General features: G+C 66.2%; 3 protein-coding genes (1 of these 3 running past the window's edge). All 3 read left to right on the top strand.

Annotation, left to right across the window (positions count from 1 at the left end; all coding sequences use genetic code 11):
• Nucleotides 1-41 precede the first annotated feature (41 nt).
• Nucleotides 42-392 (top strand): hypothetical protein, encoded by a 351-nt coding sequence (locus ACSYG9_RS01890; RefSeq protein WP_440125547.1) that lies wholly within the window; start codon nucleotides 42-44, stop codon nucleotides 390-392.
• Nucleotides 393-704: 312 nt separating this feature from the next.
• Nucleotides 705-21632 carry a non-ribosomal peptide synthase/polyketide synthase gene (locus ACSYG9_RS01885; protein WP_454840948.1) on the top strand — a complete coding sequence of 6976 codons (20928 nt, stop codon included), beginning with the start codon at nucleotides 705-707 and terminating at the stop codon, nucleotides 21630-21632.
• Nucleotides 21633-21771: 139 nt separating this feature from the next.
• Nucleotides 21772-25324: the 5' end (the start) of a non-ribosomal peptide synthase/polyketide synthase gene (locus tag ACSYG9_RS01880; protein WP_454840946.1), read on the top strand. It continues 26084 nt past the right edge of the window; 3553 of the gene's 29637 nt are visible here — the first part of the coding sequence; it begins with the start codon at nucleotides 21772-21774; the stop codon falls past the right edge of the window.

The following is a 25324-nucleotide window of genomic DNA, read 5'->3' as shown; positions in this document are numbered from 1 at the left end:
CTTACTGGACAGGTAGCGCCTGAAATGTTCGGATTGCGGCCATGGACGTCGCCATCAAGATCCTTCTGATCCTGCATTTCATCGGCCTCGCCGGAATCATCGGCTCGTGGCTCGCGGTCATCAAGGAGCCGCGTGTCGTGATGGGCATGCTGCACGGCGCGATCCTTCAGGTGGTGACGGGGATCGCCCTCGTGGGCTTGCGTGAAGCGCAGGACACGGTCGAGGTGAACCACATGAAGATCGGGATCAAGCTCGTGATCGCGTTGGTGATCCTCGCCGTCGCGGTCGTCGGCCTGAAGAAGGAGAAGCGCGACCCCGGTTCCACTGCTGCGCTCGCCCACGTGGCAGGTGGACTCGGCATCCTCAACGTGATCATCGCGGTCGTGTGGTGATCCTCCTCTCATCGTCCAGGCGACGGCGCCGTGTCCTGCCTGCGACCGCTCGTGTGCTGGTCCGAACCCTGTAGATTGGGCCGGTGTGTATGCGAAGGGCGCCTGAGATGACCAGCGAGTAACCTGTCTCGAACGGTTGTTGCCGATCGGTAGGGTTTGTGGGCTGCGTCGTCGGGCCAGTGGGGCATCCCGCTGCCGGGCTCGCCGTAACGATCCTCACCTGATCTGCAGATATACGCGGGGTACGGTGATGTGCTCCGCAGGTCGGTGCGCAGGTCGGTCGTCGTCCGACGGTGAGAGGAAGGTTGGGGTTTGGACTCGCTGGGTATCGGCGGCGCGGAAACGAAGAGGACGAGTGCGGCAGCGGTGCCGCCCGGTGCGTTTCCCCTCTCGCCGGCACAGCTGGGCATGTGGTTCGCCCAGCACGTCGACCCGACGGTGCCAGCCAATATCGCCCAGTATGTCGAACTCGATGGGGATCTGGATCTCGACGTACTTCGCGAATCCAGTGCCCGTGCCGCCCTCGAAACCGGGTCGGGGTTCCTCCGCTTCATCGAGGTGGACGCGCATCCCTATCAGCTCGTCGATCCTGCATTGGACGCCCCGCTCGGATACGTGGATCTGCGGGGCGAAGAAGATCCTCGTTCGGCTGCGCTCACGTGGATGCGCGAGGACCGCAGTCGGCCCGTCGACGTACTCCGTGATCGGCTCATATCCGCAACGGTGCTCCGCATCGGCGAGACCCGTTACTTCTGGTACAACCGCGTCCACCATCTCGCACTCGACGGGTTCGCTGCCGCGACCTTCATGACCCGGATCGCGGAGTTGTACACCGCGGCCGTGGAAGGGATCGAGGCCAGCCCGAACCGCGCGTCGGACCTGCGCAAGGTCTACGACGTCGAGATGGACTACCGCGACTCGAAACGGTTCGCCGACGATCGCGAGTACTGGGCGGGACAGATCGAGGGTATCGACGAACCGTCGAGTCTGGCCGACCGCGCGGCAGCGCCGGCCCCCGTCAGCCGCATCGACAGCGCCGCGCTGACCGACGACACCGAACACCACGTCGACGTACTCGCCGAGCGTGAGGGGGCGAGTCTCGCGACGGCCGTCGTGGCTGCGTTCGCGGCGTACGTCGCGCAGATGACGGGTCGTACCGATGTCGTGCTGAGTCTGCCTGTCGCCGCGAGGACGACCGCGGTGCTGCGCCGGTCCGGCAGCATGGTCTCGAACGTCGTTCCGCTGCGCCTGGATGTCACCGACGACACCACCGTCCACGACCTGATCGCCGCCTCGGGTGCCGCAGTGTCCGGAGCCTTGAGGCACCAGCGCTACCGGCACGAGGACATCGTCCGCGATCGTGACAATTCGGCCGGGGCGCAGTCCACGTTCTTCGGTCCGTGGGTCAACATCATGCTGTTCGAGAACGAGATTCGCCTCGGCGACATGGTCGGGCACATCAATATCCTGTCGACCGGTCTCATCGAAGACCTCGGAGTCAACGTCTACAAGAGCGACGGCAACCGCGTTCACATCGACTTCGAGTCCAATCCCAACCTCTACGCGGCCGAACAGGCACGTGCCAACCATGCGCGATTCGTCGAGTTCTTCGACCGCTTCGTCGCGTCCGACGCCGATCGGCTCGTCTGGGACATCCCGCTCGCCGCAAGCGCCGAACTCGACCGTGTCGTGGTCGATTGGAACCGCACCGATCACGCGACCCAACAGCGCACACTGCTCGCCGAGTTCCGGGACCGGGCTGCCGCAACTCCCGACGCGACCGCACTGGTCTACGAGAGTGAGTCGCTGACCTACGGCGAGTTCGCGCAGCGGGCAAACTCACTTGCCCGCGAGCTCATCGACCGTGGCGTCGGCCCGGAATCGCTCGTCGGTCTCTCTGTTCGCCGGTCTCTCGAGCTCCTGGTCGGCATGTACGCCATCCTCGAAGCGGGCGGCGCGTGGGTACCACTCGACCCCGACCACCCCTCCGACCGCACCGAGTACATTCTCGATACCGCGAAACCGGTGGCAGTGCTCACCACCTCGCGCGACCGCGCCGGGCTCCCCGACACAGCGCCGATAGTCGAGATCGACACGTTCGACCATCGTTCGCGCGACGGTGGTCCGCTCACCGATTCGGAACGTCTCGGACCCGTGCGGCCCGACACCACCGCGTACGTGATCTTCACGTCCGGATCCACGGGCCGCCCCAAGGGCGTCGCAGTCGGTCATGCTGCGATCGACAACCAGATCCAGTGGATGAACGACCAGTACGACGTTGTCTCCACTGACGTCTACCTGCAGAAGACCGCAACCACGTTCGATGTGTCATTGTGGGGCTTCTTCATGCCGTTGCGAGTGGGCGCGACTCTCGTGATCGCCACCCCTGAGGGGCACCGCGACCCCGTCTACGTCGCGAACAAGATCGCCGAGCACCGGGTGACGCTCACCGACTTCGTGCCCTCGATGCTCACCGTGTTCGTGGCCAATGCCCCCGAAGGCAGTTGCGACACGCTGCGCCATGTCTTCGTGATCGGCGAGGCGCTGCCCTCGGAGACGGCTGCCGACTTCGCCGGGTTGTGCTCTGCAGACCTGCACAACCTCTACGGGCCAACGGAAGCCGCGGTGTCGATCACCTATCACCGCGCCGGACCGGGCGACGTGCACAGTGTCCCGATCGGTATGCCGCAGTGGAACAGCCGTGTCTACGTCCTCGACCGGCGCCTCCGTCCCGTCCCGGTGGGGCGTCCGGGAGAGCTTTATCTCACTGGCGTTCAACTCGCTCGCGGGTACCTCGACCGGCCGGACCTGACCTCCGATCGGTTCCTTGCCGATCCCTTCGGTGCGCCCGGCGACCGGATGTACCGAACCGGCGACCTGGTGCGCTGGGTGTCGCCCGAGGGCGACCACGGCCTCCTCGACTACATCGGGCGCACCGATTTCCAGGTGAAGTTCCGCGGTCAGCGCATCGAACTCGGTGAGATCGAAGCGGTTCTGCTCTCGCACGACGACGTCTCGCAAGCCGTCGTGCTCGTGGTGCAGACGCCCACCGGGGATCAGCTCGTCGGGTATGTGGTGCCCACCCCGGCAGCGACGATCGAGGTCGCCGACCTCGCAGATCACGCAGAGCGCGCGTTGCCGTCGTACATGGTTCCGGCGTCGCTGATGGTGCTAGAGGAACTGCCGCTCAACACCAGCGGCAAGCTCGATCGTAAAGCGCTGCCGCAGCCGGTCTTCAGCAGTACCCGTACCTTCCGCGAACCCCGGACCCCTGCGGAACGGGCGGTGTCCGCTGCGTTCGGCGAGGTCCTCGGTGTCGAGCGGGTGGGTCTCGACGACGACTTCTTCGAACTCGGCGGAAACTCTCTCGTTGCCACCCAGGTCGTCTCTCGCATCGGTGCCGCGCTCGACACTCGGATTCCGGTGCGCGCACTGTTCGAAGCATCGACCGTGGTGGGTCTCGCCACCCGGGTCGCGAAGCAGATCGGATCGGGTGCACGGCGTGCGTTGGTGGCGCGGCCACGGCCCGAGGTCCTGCCTCTTTCGACCGCGCAGCAGCGCATCTGGTTCATCAACCGGTTCGATACCACGACCGCGGCATACAACCTGCCGTTCACAGTTCGCCTCACCGGTGATGTGGACCCACGCGCGCTGTCCGATGGTTTCGCTGACGTAGTGCATCGGCACGAGACGCTGCGGACCGTCTACCCCGAGGTCGACGGTGAACCCCGCCAGGTGATCCTGCCTGCCGATCAGGTCACCTCGGTCCTCGAACCATTGGAGGTCGACGAAGCGGGACTCCAGGTTGCCGTCCTCGAGATGGCAGGCCGTGGTTTCGACGTCACGACCGATGTTCCTTTCCGGGTGGCCCTGTACCGGATCGCTCCCGACAGCCGTGACCGGTCGGCGACCTACGTCCTCGCGATGGTGTTGCACCACATCGCGTCCGACGGATCGTCGTTCGGTCCGTTCGCTCGTGACGTCGTCACCGCCTACTCGGCGCGCGCGGAGGGGCACGCGCCGCAGTGGGCGCCGCTGCCGATCCAGTACGCCGACTATGCGATATGGCAACGTGACGCGCTCGGCATCGAATCCGACTCGGAATCGGCTGCTGCAAAGCAGATTGCCTACTGGATCGAGGAGCTCGACGGGCTTCCCGATCAGCTCGATCTTCCGTCCGATCGGCCGCGACCCGCGGTCGCAAGCTACGGCGGATCCAAGTACCGATTCGACATCGACGCCGAAACCCACAGGCGCCTGGTTGATCTCGCACGTACTCATCACGCATCACTGTTCATGGTCGTGCACGCCGCTTACGCGGTGCTGCTTTCCCGGCTGAGCGGGTCCGGTGACATCGCGATCGGCACCGCTGTCGCGGGTCGTGGCGAGAAGGAACTCGACGACCTGATCGGCATGTTCGTCAACACCCTCGTGTTGCGCAGCCGGATCGATCCCGGTTCCTCGTTCGAAGAGTTCCTCGGCGACGTCCGTGGAACCGACCTCACCGCGTTCTCGAACGCCGATGTTCCGTTCGAGCGGCTCGTCGAGGTACTCAACCCCACACGATCCACCGCTCGGCACCCGCTCTTCCAGGCGGCGCTGTCGCTCGAACCGGCGCACGCGCGTGACGTGTCGTTCGCCGGTGTTCATGCTGTGGGCACCGAACTCGACATGCCCATCTCGAAATTCGACATCCAGCTCTGGGTCACCGAGCGGCTCGACGACGCCGGGCGGCCGGCGGGGCTCGGAGCGGTCTTCGAGTTCGCCACCGACCTGTTCGACGAGGCCACCGTCGCCACGTTCGGTGAACGATTCGTTCGCATTCTCGATGGTGTCGTCACCGACCCCACAACCCCAGTGGGTGACCTCGAGATCTTGTCTCCCGGTGAGGTCGACCGCCTGGTCGCGACCCACGGCGCCGTCGTCACCGAGCACGTCACCCTCGTCGACCTCCTGGTCGAAGGGGGCCGGCTCCATCCAGACCGCATCGCGGTGCGCGACGGCGATACGGCGATCACCTACCGCGAGCTCGACGACATGTCGAATAGGATCGCACGCTACCTCATCGCCAGAGGTGCCGGACCGGAAGAAATTGTGGCGCTGGCTTTTCCACGCTCCTGGGAAATGCTTCTCGGTGTCTGGTCGGTGGCGAAGACCGGTGCAGCGTACCTGCCCGTCGATCCCGAACATCCGGCCGAGCGTATCGCCCACATGCTCGACGACTCGGGAGCTCTGACGGGTCTGACGACGGCCGAGCGAATCGGCATGCTCCCCGCCGTCGTCGACTGGATCGATCTCGGCAGCGACGCGTTCGTCGCAGAATGCGCGACCCTCTCCAGTGCTCCCGTCGGGGACGCTGACCGGATCCGCACGCTCCGTCCGGATCACACCGCGTACGTCATCTACACCTCGGGTTCAACGGGTAGACCGAAGGGCGTCGCAGTCACCCACACCGGGCTGTCCGGACTCGTCCGTGAATCCGTCGAGCTCTACGAGGTCACCGCGGATTCGCGGATCCTCCACATCTGTTCGCCGAGCTTCGACCCGTCGGTGCTCGACTGGACGCTCACGGGAGCCACAGGCGCCGAACTCGTCGTCACTCCGCCCACGATCTACGGCGGCGGTGAGCTTCGCGCGCTCATCGAGGCCACGAAGGTCACCCACGCCGTCATCACCCCGGCGGTACTCGGATCGGTCGACCCGGCCGGTCTGGAGTCGCTCCGCACCCTCAATGTCGGTGGTGACGCCTCCACCGCGGATCTCGTCGCCCGCTGGGCGCCGGGTCGCCGTTTCTTCAATGCGTACGGGCCGACCGAGACGACAATCGTGTCCACCCGCGCCGAGCTGACGGCCGACGGTCCGATTACCGTTGGCACTCCTGTTGCTGGAGTGGTCGCCTACGTACTCGATCGACGTCTGCGGCCGGTGCCTGCCGGAGTGTCGGGCGAGCTGTACCTCGCAGGGCACGCGCTTGCTCGCGGCTATCATCGTCGCGGGTCGCTCACGGCAGACCGTTTCGTCGCGAACCCGTTCGGCGATCTCGGCGACCGCATGTACCGCACCGGCGACATCGTGCGCTGGAACGATGACGATCGGCTGGTCTTCACCGGCCGATCCGATTTCCAGGTCAAGGTCCGCGGTTACCGCATCGAACTCGGTGAGATCGATGCGGCATTGCTGACCCACGACCTGGTGGACTTCGCGGCCACCGTTGGACACGAAATGCCCTCGGGTCAAACGGCTCTGGTGTCGTATGTGCATCCCGCTCCCGGTATCGACGCCACCGGTGTCGACACTGCAGACCTCACACGCCACGTGGGTCTCTCGCTGCCCTCCTACATGGTTCCGGCCCAGATCATCGTTCTCGACGAGGTTCCCCTCACTCCGATCGGGAAGCTCGACCGGCGGGCACTGCCCGAACCGGAACTCGTCATCACCTACCGTGAGTTCCGGGCGCCGACCACCCCGATCGAAGAGACCGTCGCAACGGTGTTCGCCGACGTCCTCGGCCTGCAGGTCGTCGGGCTCGACGACGACTTCTTCGAACTCGGCGGTAACTCCTTACTCGCGACGCAGGTGGTCTCGCGACTCGGTGTCGCGCTCGACGCTCAGGTTCCGGTGCGAGCTCTGTTCGAGTCCACCACCGTCGCTGCACTCGCCGTGCGGGTCGAGCAGGAAGCCGGCCGCGGTGCGCGTATAGCGCTGGCGAAGATGCCTCGGCCCGAACGGGTCCCGCTCTCGCTCGCACAACAGCGCATGTGGTTCCTCAATCGCTTCGACACCCAATCGGCGACCTACAACCTGCCGATGGCGCTGCGGTTGCGCGGCGAACTCGACGTCGCTGCCCTGCAGGTGTCGATCATGGATGTCATCGACCGTCACGAGTCGCTGCGTACCGTCTTCCCGGACTCGCCCGAGGGTCCGCACCAGGTCGTTCGTGCCGCCGCTGAAGTCGTTCCCGACCTGACCCCGACCGTGATCGCGGCCGGCGAACTGCCCGAGGCTGTTCGCCGCCTCGCCTCCACGGGTCTCGACGTGACCTCCGATGTCCCGATCCGGGCCGAGCTCTTCGAGCTCGGCGACTCGGAGCATGTCCTCGTCGTTGTGGTGCACCACATCTCTGCGGACGGCTGGTCGATCGGTCCGATGGCGCGCGACATCATGGTTGCGTACACGGCGCGGACCGACTGGGAAGAACCGTCGTGGGCACCGTTGCCCGTTCAGTACACCGACTACACGCTGTGGCAGCGGGAGATCCTCGGCTCCGAGAATGATGAGCAGTCGCTGATCTCGCGTCAACTCGACTACTGGCGTCGCACCTTGGCAGGAATCCCCGACCAGCTCGACCTTCCTGCGGACCGGCCGCGGCCGAGTCAGCAGTCGTACGCCGGGGCGATGGTGGAATTCCGGATCGATCCCGAATTGCACCGAGGTCTGGTCGATCTCGCGCGCACGCGTAATGCGTCGCTGTTCATGGTGGTGCACGCTGCCCTGTCGGTGATGCTGTCGCGTCTGTCCGGGCAGGACGACATTGCGATCGGTACCCCCGTGGCCGGCCGTGGTGAGCAGGCACTCGACGACCTGATCGGCATGTTCGTCAACACCCTCGTGCTGCGCACCGAGGTCGACGCGGCCGACGAGTTCATCCACCATCTTGCTCGGGCCCGCGACAGTGCGCTCGGTGCGTTCGGGCACGCGGATGTGCCCTTCGAGCGTCTCGTCGAGGTACTGAATCCGGAGCGATCGACGGCGCGGCATCCGTTGTTCCAGGTGATGCTGTCGTTCGAGAACCTTCGTGCGTCGCGCATCGACCTGCGGGGACTGACCCTCGACGTCGTCGACATCGACTCGGCCGTCGCGAAGTTCGATCTGCAACTGACCTTGACCGAGGCGTTCGACGGCGACGGTACGCCCAACGGACTCGGAGCTGCGTTCACGTACGCGACCGATCTGTTCGATGCCGCTACCGCGCGGGGATTCGCCGACCGTTTCGTGCGAGTGCTCGAAGCGGTCGTCGCGGATCCGACAGCGCGGGTCGGTGACATCGATCTGCTCGATGGTGATGAACGGTCTCTGGTGTTGGAGCGGTGGAACGACACCGCGTGCGAGGTCGAGTCGTCGTCGACGTTGGTGGATCTGTTCGAGGCGCAGGTGCGCCGGACTCCGGGTGCGGTGGCGCTCGAGTTCGAGGGTCGGTCGTTGACGTTCGCGGAGTTCGATTCTCGTGTGAATCGTGTTGCACGGTATTTGATTTCGGTGGGTGTGGGGCCCGAGTCGACGGTGGGTCTGGCTGTGCGCAGATCGTTGGATCTGCTGGTCGGGATGTATGCGATCGTCAAGGCCGGTGGTGCGTATGTGCCGTTGGATCCGGATCAGCCTGCCGATCGCAACGGGTACATTCTCGATACTGCTGCTCCGGTGGTCGTGCTGACGACCTCGCGTGACGCGTTTGCCGACGATCGTGTGCTTTCGGTCGAACTCGACGGGCTCGATGTGTCGGAGTTCTCCGATGCGGGGGTGACGGACGCAGAGCGTTCGGCGCCGTTGCGGTCGTCGAATGCGGCGTATGTGTTGTTCACGTCGGGGTCGACGGGCCGGCCGAAGGGCGTCGCGATCTCGCACGCCGCTATCGTGAACCGCCTTCTGTGGATGCAGGACCAGTACGGACTCGGCGGCGACGACATCGTTCTGCAGAAGACGCCGTTCACATTCGACGTGTCGGTGTGGGAATTCTTCTGGCCGTTGCAGGTGGGCGCACGGCTCGTGATCGCGGCCCCCGACGGTCACCGCGACCCGGACTATCTCGTGCGGACGATGATCGAGACTTCGGTGTCGGTGGCGCATTTCGTGCCGTCGATGCTCGCGGTGTTCGTAGCAGCATCCGGTGTCGAGAACGTCTCGACGCTGCGTGCTGTATTCGCCTCGGGGGAGGCGCTGTCGGCTGCCGTCGCGACTCGTCTGCGCACGGCCCTGCCCCAGGCGCGCTTGCACAACCTGTACGGGCCCACCGAGGCGGCGGTCGATGTGACCTATCACGAGGTCACCCGGGCCGACACGGTGTCGGTCCCGATCGGCCTGCCGGTGTGGAACACCGCTGTCTATGTCCTCGACGGTCGGCTCCGACCTGTCCCGGTGGGGGTTGCGGGCGAGCTGTATCTGGCGGGTGTGCAGTTGGCGCGGGGATACGTGACGCGCCCGGATCTGACTGCCGAACGGTTCGTCGCCTCGCCGTATGTGGCGGGGGAGCGACTGTACCGAACCGGTGACCTCGTCAAGTGGGGCCGTCGTTCCGGGGAACTCGAATACATCGGTCGTACCGATTTCCAGGTGAAACTGCGGGGACTGCGGATTGAGCTGGGTGAGATCGAAGCTGCCCTCGTAGAAACCGGGGACGTGACCCACGCTGTGGTCCTGGTGCGATCGGATCCGCGTTCGGGTGAGCAACTCGTCGCATATCTCGTCGGTGGGACCGAGGCTGCGCTCGATACTGCGGCGATCTCGCGGTCTCTGACGACTCGGCTGCCCGCGTACATGGTGCCCACCGCGTATGTTGTGCTCGACCGGCTGCCGTTGAGCCCCGCGGGCAAGCTCGATCGTAAAGCCCTGCCGGAGCCCGTTTTCGAGGTCAAGGAGTTCCGGGCCCCGAGCACACCCGTCGAGCAGATCGTGGCCACGGTCATCGCAGAGGTGCTCGGGCTCGATCGAGTCGGACTCGACGACGACTTCTTCGCGCTCGGAGGTAACTCGCTGATTGCGACGCAGGTAGTGTCGCGGATCGGTGAGGCTGTCGGTCATCGCCTGCCGCTGCGCACGATCTTCGAGGCGTCGACCGTCGAGTCTCTGGCCGTCGCCGCCGAGTCCGGTTCCGCCGAGGCGGACCGGATCCCGTTGATCGCGCAGGATCGCCCGGCCCGGGTGCCCCTGTCGCTGGCGCAGCAACGGATGTGGTTCCTCAACCGTTTCGACCCCGACTCCTCGGTGAACAACATCCCGGTTGCGGTGCGGTTGTCGGGCAAGCTCGATGTCCCTGCGCTCGAGGAGGCGTTGCGGGACGTCGTGGCGCGGCACGAATCGCTGCGCACCATCTACCCGGATGTCGACGGTTACGGCTACCAGAAGATCCTCGCACCGGGCGACGTCGCGATCGCGCTGGAGACCGTTCCCACGACCGAAGCCGACGCCCCCGATGCGCTGCGTAGGCTCGCAGGCATCGCGTTCGACGTGGCGCATGAAGTTCCCTTCGCTGTCTGCCTGCTCGAGCTCGGACCGGAGGAGCATCTGCTGGTGGCGGTCCTGCACCACATCGCCGCGGACGGGTTCTCGATGGTTCCGCTCACGCGAGACATCATGATCGCCTACGCGGCACGCTCGACCGGGGACGATCCGGCTTGGGAACCGCTGCAGGTGCAGTACGCCGACTACACGCTGTGGCAACGCGAGGTCCTCGGGTCCGAAGACGATCAGGACTCGCTGATCTCCCAGCAGATCCGGTATTGGATCGACGCGCTCGACGGAGTACCCGCGAGCCTCGAACTGCCCACCGACCGTCCCCGCCCGGCGGTGGCCACCAACGCAGGGGCGGTGCACCGATTCGAGATCGGTGCCGATCTGCGAGCCGCGATCGACAGGTTGGCACACGAGCAGCGCACCACAGAATTCATGGTGGTCCACGCTGTGCTCGCAGTACTTCTTGCACGACTCGGAACATCGGACGACATCACGATCGGTACCCCGGTGGCCGGTCGCGGTGACCGGGCCCTCGACGGTCTGATCGGCATGTTCGTCAACACCCTCGTACTACGCACGCGTGTCGATCCGGCGGAAACCTTCGGCGAACTCCTCGCCCACGTGCGTGAGTCGGATCTGGGCGCTTTCGCGCACGCCGAGATCCCGTTCGAGCGGCTCGTCGATGTGCTCGCGCCCGTCCGCAGCCAGGCCCACAATCCGTTGTTCCAGGTGATGCTCGCATTCCAGAACGTCGGCCAGGTGTCGCTCGAACTACCGGGCATGGCTGTGTCCAACATTCCGCTGGACAGCGGCATGTCGAAGTTCGATCTCGTCGTGACCGTTCTCGACGTCCCGCTCGACAACAGCTCGGACGGCGGATACTCGGTCGAATTCTCCTATGCCACAGATCTGTTCGATGCCTCGACCGTCGCAGGCATGGGCGAGCGCTTCCTCTCGTTGCTCGAGGCGGTCACGGGCACACCGGCATTGCCGGTAGGCGACCTTCCGCTGCTCACCGGCAACGAACTCGCGGCGGTCGAGTCGGCATCCCACGGACCCGAACACCACATCGACTCCGCGGTCACGCTGCCCCACCTGGTCGACCGGCAGGTGGCACGAACTCCGGATGCTCAGGCGCTGATCCCGGGCACCGACGCACTCGGCGCACCGCGGACATATCGGGAGTTCGGGCGCGACGTCAACCGGCTCGCTCGCTACCTCGTCGACCGCGGCGTCGGTCCCGATACCCGTGTGGGGGTCGCGCTGAGCCGTTCAGCCGACCTGGTTGTCGCCATACACGCGGTGATCGCCGCGGGTGGTGCGTATGTACCGGTCGATCCCGACCAGCCCTCCGAACGCATCGAGTACATTCTCGAGTCCTCGGCGCCGTCGCTGCTCCTCACCGCTGGGTCTGCGGCATCTGTGTGCGCCGAGACCTCGGCTGCCACGTGCGATGTCGACGCACTCGACCTCTCCGGATTCGACGACACGCCGCTGACCGACGCCGACCGCCTCGCGCCCCTACGCGCCGAGAACCTCGCGTACGTGCTGTACACGTCAGGATCCACCGGCAGGCCCAAGGGTGTCGGCGTGACCCACGCTTCGGTCGTCAACCAGATGCTGTGGATGCAGGACCGGTTCGCATTCACGGAGTCCGACGCAGTTCTGCTCAAGACTCCCGTGACCTTCGATGCGTCGGTCTGGGAAATATTCCTTCCGCTGCACACCGGTGCCTCCATCGTCGTGGGATCCCCGGATCTCCACCGTGATCCTGCTCGACTGGCGGCGGAGATCGCCAATACCGCCACCACCGTGGTGCAGTTCGTGCCCACTGTCTTCGACGCGGTCCTCGAATATCTCGAGCAGACAGCGGCGGCCTCGTTGAACCATGTGTTCTGCGGCGGCGAGGCGCTTTCGGCCAACAGCACCGCCAGGTTCGCGGAACTCGGGGATGCGCCCGTGCACAACGTCTACGGGCCGACCGAAGCGACGGTGCAAACCGTATTTCGGACCGCAGAGGCAGGCGAAGAGCGGGTCGTGCCGATCGGTCGCCCAGTGTGGAACACAGATGTGCTCGTGCTCGACTCGCGACTGCGTCCGGTTCCGGTCGGCGTGGCGGGAGAGCTCTATCTCACCGGTGTTCAGCTCGCCCGCGGCTACCATGGCCGGGCGGATCTGACCGCGGAGCGATTCGTGGCAGATCCGCGTTCGACGGTCGGTGCGCGCATGTACCGGACCGGCGACCTCGTCAAATGGGTTCCGGTTACGTCCGGGGAGCCCGGCTCTCCGTCGATCGAGACGCTCGAACTCGAATATCTCGGACGTACCGATCGACAGGTCAAGCTGCGCGGCCTCCGGATCGAGCTCGGCGAGGTCGAGTCCGCCCTCGTCGGAGTGAGCGGGGTGCGGCAGGCCGTAACGATCGTCCGCGATGACCCCGGCGCCGGCCCGCAGCTCGTAGCGTATGTGGTGCCTACCTCCGGGACCACCGTCGACCCACTCGACATGAAGACCGAGCTCGCGCAGGTGCTGCCGTCCTACATGGTCCCGTCGGCGATTGTGGCCCTCGACGCGTTCCCGCTCAATGCCAGTGGCAAGATCGATCGAAATGCGCTGCCCGCCCCGACTTTCGAGGTCCGCGAGTTCATGCCACCGCGCACTCCTGTGGAGGAGATCGTCGCGGGAGTCTTCGCGCAGGTACTCGGGATTCCCCGAGCGGGCCGTGACGACGATTTCTTCGCGCTCGGCGGTAACTCGCTCGTGGCGACGCAGGTGGTCGCTCGTCTCGGTGAAGCGCTGGGCACACGGATACCCGTGCGCGCGCTCTTCGATGCCCCGACCGTCGAAGCGCTCGCGCTGCGCGCCGAGCACGCCGACGGAACCGCAACCCGGCCCGAGCTTGTCCGCCGCTCCCGCCCCGAGCTGATTCCGCTGTCTCCTGCTCAGCAGCGCATGTGGTTCCTCAACCGGTTCGACACCGCCTCTGCGGTGAACAACATTCCGGTCGGTGTCCGACTTACCGGCACTCTCGACTTGGAGGCGCTGTCCGCCGCGCTCGGCGACGTCGTCGAGCGTCATGAATCGCTCCGCACGATCTATCCGGACGTCGACGGTGTCGGGCACCAGTCCGTCCTTGCCTCGCACGCTGTGGAGCTGATCACCGAGAGCGTCGACGAGGCGTCGCTGCTCGTGCGAGCCGAGCAACTCACCGCAACGGGATTCGACGTCACTGCCGAGGTCCCGATGCGGGTGGTGTTGTTCGAACTCGGCCCACGCGACCACGTGCTGTTCCTCGTGGTGCACCACATCGCATCCGACGGATTCTCGCTGCGTCCGCTCGCGCGCGACATCATGGTGGCCTACGCGTCGCGGACGCACGGCGAGCCGCCCGCCTGGCCGCCGCTCACAGTTCAGTACCCCGACTACTCCCTGTGGCAACGCGACGTGCTCGGCTCCGAGGACGACCCCGAATCGGTTCTCTCGGAGCAGATCGAGTACTGGACCTCGCAGCTCGCCGGAATTCCGGATCAGCTGGATCTTCCCTCCGACCGGTTGCGGCCCGAGACCGCGACCGGTGAGGGCCGGACCAGCAGTTTCCGGATCGACCCCACGCTGCATGCACGCCTCCATACGCTCGCGCGCGAGCACAACACCTCGTTGTTCATGGTGATTCACGCGGCCCTGAGCGTGCTGTTGTCGAGGCTGTCGGACACCGACGACATCTCGATCGGCACACCGATCGCCGGCCGCGGCGAGGCAGCACTCGACGACCTGGTCGGCATGTTCGTCAACACCCTGGTGCTGCGCACCACGTTCGAGAACGACGTGCCGTTCGAGCAGCTGCTCGCCCAGGTCCGCGAGACCGACCTCGACGCTTTCGCGCACGCCGACGTTCCGTTCGAACGGCTCGTGGAGATCATCGATCCCGAACGGTCGCAGGCGCGGCATCCGCTGTTCCAGGTGGCCCTGACGTTCCAGAACACGGGCGCGGTGGATTTCGAACTCGATGGGATCACCGCGAGCGCGTTCGAGTACGAAGCCCCCTTGGCGAAATTCGACTTGCAGTTCACCTTCGCCGACGCGATCGGTGCAGGATCGATCACTGCCGACAACGGCGCAGGCGGAATGGATTTCGCGATCACCTACGCCACCGATCTGTTCGACGACCTGCGTGTCGCCGCGTTCGCGGAGCAGCTGCTGCGGATTCTGCGGGCGGTCGTGGAGGATCCGGCGGTTGTGGTCGGTGACATCGGGATCCTCGATGACTTCGAGCGCGAGCTCGTCGTGTCGCGGTGGAATTCGCTGGGCGATGACGTGGCGCCGGCGGATGTGACGCTGGTGGACATGTTCGAGGCGCAGGTCGCCGCACGTGGTGATGCGGTGGCGGTGCGGTTCGGTGACGAGTCGGTGTCCTATCGCGAACTCGGCTCGCGGGTGCGTCGTCTGGCGCGGCATCTGATCGACGTCGGGGTTGGGCCTGAGTCGTTGGTGGCGGTGACGCTACCGCGGTCGGCCGATCTGGTGGTGGCGCTGCTTGCGGTGCTCGAAGCCGGTGGCGGTTATCTGCCGGTCGACCCGAACTCGCCCGCCGAGCGCATCGAGTTCCTGGTGTCGGATGCGCGGCCTGTCGCGGTCGTGACGCATTCCGGTGAGGATGTTTCGTTCCCGAGCGGTGTTCCGGTCATCGAACTCGACCGGGTCGATCTGTCCGGGGTGGACGATGCGCCGATCCTCGACGCGGAGCGTCGAGCGACGCTCGGTTCGACGAACCTCGCGTATGTGATCTACACGTCTGGTTCGACGGGCCGGCCGAAGGGTGTGTTGATTCCGCATCGCAACGCGGTGCGGTTGATGGTCAACACGGAGTCGGTGTACGGGTTCGGTTCGTCGGATGTATGGACGATGTTCCACAGCTATGCGTTCGACTTCTCAGTGTGGGAGCTGTGGGGTCCGTTGTTGTACGGCGGGACCTTGGTGGTGGTCGATTACTTCACGTCGAGGTCGCCGGAAGCGTTCCGGGAGTTGCTGGTTCGTGAGCGGGTGACGGTGCTGAACCAGACGCCGTCGGCGTTCTATCAGCTTGCCGAGGCCGATCGTGTGGCCTCCGATAGTGCGGATTTCGCGCTGCGGTATGTGATTTTCGGTGGTGAGGCACTCGAGCCGCGTCGTTTGGCGGGGTGGTTCGAGCGACACGGGGATGCCGGGCGAGCGCAGCGACCGGAGATCAGCACTGCGCCGCGTTTGGTCAATATGTACGGCATCACCGAGACGACGGTGCATGTGTCGTACCGGGAGATCGGTGCTGAGCTCGCCGAGGTGGGATCTGCGAGTGTTGTCGGCGTGCCGATCGCGGGTCTGCGTGTGTATGTGTTGGACAGGCGTCTTCAGCCGGTACCGGTGGGGGTCGCGGGGGAGATGTACGTCGGTGGTGGTCAGCTCGCGCGTGGTTATCTGCGCCGGTCCGAGTTGTCGTCGACGCGGTTCGTGGCCGATCCGTTCTCTTCGGACGGTGCGTTGTTGTATCGCACCGGTGATGTGGCGCGCTGGGTGGTCTCGGGAGATCTCGAGTATCTGGGGCGTGCCGACGACCAGGTCAAGATCCGTGGTTTCCGTATCGAACTCGGTGAGGTCGAGGCGGCGGTGTTGGCGCAGGCCCAGGTGGCGCAGGCTGCGGTGATCGTGCGTGAGGATGCGCCGGGTGCTGCGCGGATCGTTGCGTATGTGGTTCCTGCCGAGGGTGTTTCGGTCGAGCTGGAAGCGCTGCGCGACGGTGTGGGTGCGGTGGTGCCCGAATACATGGTGCCGTCCGCGTTCGTGGTGATCGATTCGATCCCGTTGACGGTCAACGGCAAGCTGGATCGTCGGGCACTGCCGGAGCCGGCGTTCGAGACGCGTGAGTTCCGTGCGCCGTCCACTCCGATCGAGGAGATCGTGGCGGGTGTGTTCGCCGATGTGCTCGGTGTCGAGCGGGTGGGCACGGACGATGATTTCTTCGCTCTCGGTGGTAACTCGCTGATCGCGACGCAGGTGGTGTCGCGGCTCGGTGCGGCGTTGGATGCGCAGGTTCCGGTGCGTGCGTTGTTCGAGGCGTCGACGGTGTCGGCGTTGGCGGCGCGGGTGGAGCAGGAGTCGGGTCGTGGTGGGCGGGTTCCGCTCGTGGCGGGGCCGCGTCCGGTGCGGGTGCCGTTGTCGCCCGCGCAGCAGCGGATGTGGTTCTTGAACCGGTTCGATCCGGAGTCGACGGCGTACAACATTCCGTTTGCCTTGAGGTTGACCGGGGAACTCGACGCCGCAGCACTGCAGTCCGCTGTCACCGACCTGGTGGCGCGACACGAGTCGCTGCGCACCGAGTACCCCGAGACCGGCGACGGTCCGGCGCAGAAAATCCTTCCTGCCTCGCTGGTGCACGTCGACCTCACCCCGGTGGACATCGACGCGGGCAATCTCGAGACACGCCTGCGGCATATCGCCGCGACGACCTTCGACGTGACCTCCGAAGTGCCGGTGCTCATGCAACTGCTGCGCGTCGACGACGACGAGCATGTGCTCGCGGTCGTGGTGCATCACATCAGTGCCGACGGCTCGTCGATGGTTCCGCTCGTGCGCGACCTCGTCACTGCGTACGCGGCGCACACCTCCGGCACCGACCCGGTGTGGGCGCCGCTACAGGTGCAGTACGCCGATTACGCTCTGTGGCAGCGCGAGGTACTCGGATCGGAGAACGACCCGGAATCGATTGCGGCGCAGCAGCTCGGCTACTGGCGAGATGCGCTCGCCGATCTGCCCGATCAGCTGGGCCTGCCGCTCGACCGTCCTCGGCCTGCGCAGCAGTCCTTCCGCGGTGACCGCATCGAGTTCGTTGTCGGCGCCGATGTGCACGCCGGACTCAGAGATCTGGCGCGCAGCCACAATGCGACCGTGTTCATGGCGGTGCACGCGGCGTTCGCGGCGCTGCTCGCACGACTGTCCGGAACCTCGGACATCGCGGTGGGCACCCCTATCGCGGGCCGCAACGAGCAGGCCGTCGAGGACATCATCGGCATGTTCGTCAACACTCTCGTGCTCCGGCTCGAGGTCGACGCGGGTACATCGTTCACCGATCTGCTCGCAGCGGCACGCGAGACGGACCTGCAGGCGTTCGCGCACGCCGATGTGCCGTTCGAGCGACTCGTGGAGGTGCTCAACCCGGCGCGATCGACGGCTCGTCATCCGCTGTTCCAGGTGGGCTTCTCGTTCCAGAACCAGGCCGGAACGGAGCTGCAACTGCCCGGACTCGCGGTGGCGCCGCTCGACCTCGAGGGCGGAACGGCCCAGTTCGATCTGCACCTGATCGTCGCTGATCGCTATGACGACGACGGCGCACCCGCCGGCATCGACGCGATTCTCACATACGCCACAGATCTGTTCGACGACGACACCGCTCGCGGTGTGGCAGCCAGGTTCGAACAGCTCCTCGGTGCCGTTCTGCAGGCACCCGACGCCCCCGTCGGCGATCATGCGGTGCTGCTCCCCGGCGAGCGCGACGACGTGCTCACCACATGGAACGACACCGACCACGACCTCGACGGTTCGCGCACGCTTGTCGACCTGTTCGACGAGCAGGTCCGGCGTGACGGCGGCGCGGTAGCACTCGTGTACGAGAGCGCACAGTGGACGTACACCGAATTCGATACGGCCGTCAATCGTCTCGCCCGGTACCTGATCGGTCTCGGAGTCGGGCCGGAGGACCGCGTGGCGCTCGCCGCCCGCCGCTCACCCGAGCTGCTCATCGGCATGTACGCGATCGCCAAGACCGGCGCCGCCTACGTGCCTGTCGACCCGGACCAGCCGTCCGAACGCAACTCGTACATCCTCGGCACCGCGGCTCCCGCAGCGGTCGTCACCACGGCGGCAGACAGGATCGAGCATCCCGGTGTGCCCGAGGTGGTGCTCGACGACCTCGATCTGTCGGACTACTCCGACGCGCCGATCACCGATCGCGATCGCACGTCGCCGCTGCGGGCACACAACACCGCCTACGTGATCTTCACGTCCGGCTCGACCGGACGGCCGAAGGGCGTCGCGGTGCCGCACGCTGCGATCGTCAACCAGCTCGAGTGGAAGCGTTCCGCGTTCGATCTCGGGCCGGACGACGCGGTGCTACTCAAGACCATCGCGACGTTCGACCTGTCGGTGTGGGAGTTCTGGTCCGCCCTCACCTCGGGGGCGCGTCTCGTGGTCGCGACGGCGGACGGTCACCGCGACCCCGACTATCTGCTGACTCTGCTGCGCGCGCAGCGTGTGACGACCTTGCACACGGTGCCGTCGATGCTGTCGATGCTCATGACCGTCGCACAAGACGAAGTATCGCCGTCGTTGCGACGGGTGCTCGCCATCGGTGAAGCGCTTCCGGCACCCGTCGCCCAGCAGTTCCGCGCATCGAACGAGGCGGCCCTGTTCAACCTGTACGGTCCGACCGAGGCCGCGGTCTCCGTCACCGTCCACGAAGTGCGCGACGACGACACCGTATCGGTGCCCATCGGTGTGCCCGAGTGGAACACCGCCGTGTATGTTCTCGACGACCGGCTACGGCCGGTCCCGCCGGGCGTCGCCGGTGAGCTGTACCTTGCGGGCATCCAGCTCGCACGCGGCTATCACGACCGCGCCGACCTCACCGCGGACCGGTTCGTCGCCGATCCGTTCGGCCGTGGCCGCATGTACCGCACCGGCGATATCGTGCGCTGGAACCGCGAAGGCCACCTCGAATACCTCGAGCGTGCAGACTTCCAGGTCAAGGTCCGGGGCTACCGCATCGAACTGGGCGAGATCGAAGCAGTTCTCCGCGACCTCGACGCAGTGCGCGACGTCGCGGTGCTCGTGCGCAGTGGCGCCCACGTCGGCGATCGTCTCGTCGCGTACGTCGTGCCGTCGAACGAGGATGTCGACGTCGACGACCTCAGGGTGCGGCTCGGGGCGCGCCTGCCGTCGTACATGGTGCCGTCCGTGTTCGTCGTTCTCGATGCCCTGCCGCTCAACACCAACGGCAAGCTCGACCGTGGCGCACTGCCCGAACCGGAGCTCGAAGCGGGTACCTTCCGGGCGCCGACCACACCGGTCGAGGAAATCGTCGCAGCGACCGTGGCGGAACTGCTCGGTATCGAACGAGTGGGACTGGACGACGACTTCTTCGAACTGGGCGGCAACTCGCTGCTGGCGACGCAGCTGTCCGCTCGGCTCGGCGTGGCCCTCGACACTCGTGTCGCGGTGCGCACCGTGTTCGAGGCCTCGACGATCGTGGCCCTCGCGGCGCACATCCAGCCGTCCGTCGGGCGCGGGGCACGGGTCGCGCTCGTCGCAGGGCCGAGGCCCGATCGGATCCCGCTGTCGCTGGCACAGCAGCGCATGTGGACCCTCAACAGGGTCGACCCCGAGTCGGGTGTCTACAACATCCCGGTGGCGGTGCGGCTCACCGGCGCCCTCGACACGGACGTGCTCCGTGCCGCGGTCGCAGACGTCGTCGCCCGGCACGAGGTGTTGCGCACGGTGTACCCCGACACCGAGGACGGTCCGGTCCAGGTCGTGCTCCCCGTCGCGGAGGCGATGCCCGATCTCGAACCGATCGCGGTGTCGGCCGGTGATCTCGTCGGACGACTCACCGAGGTGCTCGGCACCGGTTTCGACGTCACCGCACAGACCCCGCCCGTGCGGGTCGCGCTGTTCAGGATCGCCGATGAGGGCGAGCACGTGCTAGCTGTCGTCGCCCACCACATCAGCGCGGACGGCTATTCGATGCGCCCGCTGATCCGCGACGTGATGGTCGCGTACCTCGCGCGTATGGAAGGAACGACGCCGGACTGGGCTCCGCTGGACGTCCAGTACGCCGATTACACGTTGTGGCAGTCGTCGGTACTCGGCGACGACGCGGATCCGGACAGTGAACTCGCGCGCCAGCTCGCGTACTGGACCGGCGAACTCTCCGGTGCGCCCGAGGTGCTCGCGCTGCCCACCGACCGCCCGCGGCCTGCGCGTCAGTCGACCGAGGGCGAGTCGATCACGTTCGCCGTGGGGGAGGCGCTCGCGCAACGTGTCGAGAAGACGGCGCGTGATCAGGGCGCCACCGTATTCATGGTGATGCATGCGGCCTTCGCGGTGTTGATGTCGCGGCTGTCCGGATCCGAGGACATCACGGTCGGTACCCCGACCGCGGGCCGCGGGGAAGAGGCACTCGACGACCTCGTGGGCATGTTCGTCAACACCCTCGTGTTGCGCACCCGCGTCGCGGGCGGCTCGACGTTCGCCGGCCTGCTCGGGCACGCGAAGGAAAAGGACTTGGCGGCATTCGGCAACGCCGACGTCCCATTCGAGCGGCTCGTGGACACATTGGGGGTGCGTCGCACCAGCGCGCACACTCCGCTGTTCCAGGTGATGCTCACCTTCCAGAACATCGACACCGGTGTCCTCGAGCTTCCGGGGCTCGCGGTGCAGCCGCTCGAGACCGGTGCAGATCAGGCCAAGTTCGATCTGCAGTGCACCGTCGTCGAACGGTTCACCGACGGCGGCCTCCTGGGCGACATGGACGTGACGTTCACCTACGCGACTGCGCTGTTCGACCGCAGCACGATCGAGGTGTTCATCGAACGGTTCCGCCGCGTTCTCGACGTCGTGACCGACGACCCGCAGGTCGTGCTGCGCTCCATCGATCTACGCAGCGACGACGAACGCGCACGCGCCGTCCGCCCGCGGAAGGCCCGGACGGTCGCCGACCTGCCGGATCTGGCGGCTCGAGCGGCTGCGGCCGCACCGGATACCGTCGCGTTCGGCCACGGCGACCGCGACGTCACGTTCGGCGAGTTCGCGCAGCGGCTCGAGACGATGGCCTCGACGACGGGCGGTGCACTCACCGCCGAAGCACTGGTCTCGGTAGTACTCAACGGGCTCGTCCCGGGGATGCTGCCGCAACTCGGCGCCGACGGTTTCGGTCGGTTGATCCGCGACGTGATCGCTTCCGCGGAGGCGGTCACCGGCACGGATTAGCCGCCTGTCGGTCGGTTCGGGATAATGGAGGATCGACTGTCGTTCGGACGTCCGGGGGCGTACCGTCCCCGGACGGCGTCGAACAGCAGAGCGCGCGGTGATACGCCGGTCGCAGGCTATTTTCAGGAGGATGACGTAGATGACGGGTGGTATGGCGGGCAAGCCGGCGCTGACGATCGAGGATCTTCCCCGGTTGCTCGCCGCAGTTGTGGACGTCGACCCCGACCGCATCGCGCTCTCCGATGGTGACACGCACCTCACCTATGCCGGGTTGCAGCAGGAGATCACCACTCTCGACGGTGCGATGGGCGGTGTGCTCGGTTTCGACGCGCTTCTTCCCGTCGTGCTGTCCAACGTGGCGCCGGGACTACTGGGAGGCGCCGGTCTCCCCGCGGTGGTCGATACCCTGCTTGCCGATGCATCCGAGGTCCTCGGTGACGACGCGTCTGCCCCCGTGACAGCGGATCCGCACACGCTCGTCGCGCGCTTCGACGCGCAGGTCGCGGCCACTCCCGATACCACCGCACTCGAGTTCGAGGGCGAGAGCCTCACCTACCGCGAGTTCGATGCCCGCGCCAACCGCCTCGCTCGTCACCTCATCGAGCTCGGTGTCGGACCGGACACCCGGGTCGGCCTGTCGATCCGCCGGTCCTTCGATCTGCTCATCGGCATGTACGCCATCGTCAAGGCCGGCGGAGCGTACGTCCCCCTCGACCCGGATCACCCCGCCGACCGCAGCGCCTATGTGCTCGAGATCGCCGAACCTGTCGCGGTGGTCACCACCGCGCGCGATGCCGTCGACCTACCCGGAACCGTGCCGGTCGTCGAGATCGACACCCTCGACGTGTCCGGCTACGCCGACGGTCCGATCGGGGAGGACGAGCGGAACGGCGCATTGACCGCCGACCACCTCGCTTACGTCATCTTCACCTCGGGTTCGACCGGCCGGCCGAAGGGCGTGGCGGTCGAGCACCGTGCGATCACCGCGAACATCGCGTGGCGCCAGTCCGAATACGCGATGCGCGCCGACGACGTCGTACTGCAGAAGACGCCGTTCACGTTCGACGTGTCGGTGTGGGAGTTCTTCTGGCCCCTCCAGGTGGGCGCCAGCTTGTCCATCGCGGTCCCCGACGGGCACCGCGACCCCGCCTATCTCGCCCGGACGATGATCGACCGGGGTGTGACCATCGCGCACTTCGTTCCGTCGATGCTCGCGGTCTACCTCGCCGAACCCACCGCGGCATCGGTGACCACCCTGCGCTACGTCTTCGCATCCGGTGAAGCTCTGCCTCCGCAGACGGTCGCCCGCTTCTATGAGATCAGCTCCGCGGGTCTGCACAATCTCTACGGCCCGACCGAGGCCGCGGTCGACGTCACCTACTTCGCGACCGCCGCCGACAACACCGTCGTGCCGATCGGTGACGCGGTTGCCGACACCGGGCTGTACGTACTCGACGAAGGACTGCGGCCCGTACCAGCAGGTGTCGAGGGAGAGTTGTATCTCGCGGGTGTACAGCTCGCACGCGGCTACCTCCGTCGCCCCGACCTCACCTCCGACCGGTTCGTCGCTGATCCTTTCGGCGAACCCGGCGACCGGATGTACCGCACCGGCGACCTCGTCGAACTCGACGACGCAGGCCGACTCGTCTACATCGGCCGGACAGATTTCCAGGTCAAACTGCGCGGCCTCCGGATCGAACTCGGCGAGATCGAATCCGCTCTGCTCGATCATCCGGGTGTGCGGCAGGCCGTTGTGGTCGTGCATTCCGACCCCGGCCTCGGAGATCACCTCGTCGCCTACCTCGTCACCGACGGCGGACACATCGAGCGGACCGAGCTCGCCGACGCAGTGCGTCACCGGCTGCCCGACTACATGGTGCCGTCGCTGTTCGTCGAGATGGACGAATTCCCGCTCGGCGCAAGCGGAAAGCTCGACCGGGGCGCTCTGCCTGAGCCCGACTTCAGTTCCCTCGCACGCGAATACCGCGCACCGAGCACGCCGACGGAACACGCCGTCGTTTCGGCCTTCGAGCAGGTGCTCGGTGTCGAGAAATTCGGTGTGGACGACGATTTCTTCGAGCTCGGTGGTAACTCCCTGAGCGCGACCCGCGTGGTGGCCCGAATCAACGCCGATCACAAGGTGCGCATCGACGTCCGCGAATTCTTCGACGCGCCCACCGCAGCCGAACTGTCCTCCCTTGTCGACACCGCGATCGCTGCCGGTGGTGACGGGCGTGCGCCGTTGGTGGCGCAGGTGCGTCCGGAGCGGGTGCCGTTGTCGTTGGCTCAGCAGCGGATGTGGTTCTTGAATCGGTTCGAGCCCGATTCTGCGGTGAACAACATTCCGGTGGCGATCCGGTTGTCGGGGTCGTTGGATGTGGCCGCGTTGCAGGCTGCGGTGTCGGATGTGCTGGGACGGCACGAGTCGTTGCGGACGGTGTATCCGGACGTCGACGGTGTCGGGTATCAGCGGGTGTTGCCGGTGTCGGAGGTCGCTCCTGATCTGTCGCCGGTGCCGGTCGACCCGTCGGGCGTGGTCGAGAAGATCACCGAGCTCGTCTCGGCGGGCTTCGACGTCACCTCTTCGGTGCCGGTCCGCGTGCAGCTGTTCGAACTGTCCGACGACCAGCATGTCCTGGTTCTCGTTCTGCATCACATTGCGGCCGACGGCTTCTCGCTGGGCCCACTGACGCGCGACGTCGTCACGGCGTACGCATCCCGCGCAGCAGGCAGTGCGCCGGCTTGGGAGCCGTTGCCGGTGCAGTACGCGGATTATGCGTTGTGGCAGCGGGAGGTGCTGGGTTCGGAGGACGATCCGGACTCGGTGTTCGCGTCGCAGGTGGCGTTCTGGCGCGACACGCTCGCGGGAGCTCCGGAACAGCTGGACCTGCCGTCCGATCGGCCCCGCCCGCTGGTGGAATCGTATCGCGGTGCGGCGCAGCAGTTTACGATCGGATCCGATCTTCGTGCGAATATTGCAGACCTCGCGCGTCGCACCGGTACCACCGACTTCATGGTCGTTCACGCTGCACTGTCGGTGCTCATCGCGCGGTTGGCCGCCACCGATGATGTCGCGATCGGTACTCCGGTCGCGGGTCGCGGTGAGGCTGCACTCGACGACGTGATCGGGATGTTCGTCAACACCTTGGTGTTGCGCACGCGGGTCGACGGCGATGAGTCCTTCGATGAGGTGCTCTCGCAGGTGCGACGCAACGACCTGGAGGCGTTCGGGCACGCGGATGTGCCGTTCGAGCGTCTCGTCGAGGTCATCGATCCGGAGCGTTCGACTGCGCGGCATCCGCTGTTCCAGGTGATGCTCGCGTTCCAGAACCTCGACATCGGCACACTCGAGCTTCCCGGTCTGACCGTATCGGCGCTCGACGCCGACGCTGCGGTGGCCAAGTTCGATCTGCAGGTCACCGTGTCGGACGACGCTGCCGACGGCTACCTCGTCGATCTGACCTACGCAACCGACCTGTTCGACCCGACCACCATGACGACTTTCGCCGACCGTTTCGTGCGAGTGCTCGAAGCGATCGTCGCAGACCGACAGATCAAGGTCGGTGACATCGATCTGCTCGATGGTGATGAACGGTCTCTGGTGTTGGAGCGGTGGAACGACACCGCGCGCGAGGTCGAGTCGTCGTCGACGTTGGTGGATCTGTTCGAGGCGCAGGTGCGCCGGACTCCGG

It is taken from the genome of Rhodococcus sp. SJ-2, assembly GCF_053750035.1.
Note: the sequence above shows the minus strand (reverse complement) of the source record. Positions and strands in the feature narration are given on the sequence as shown.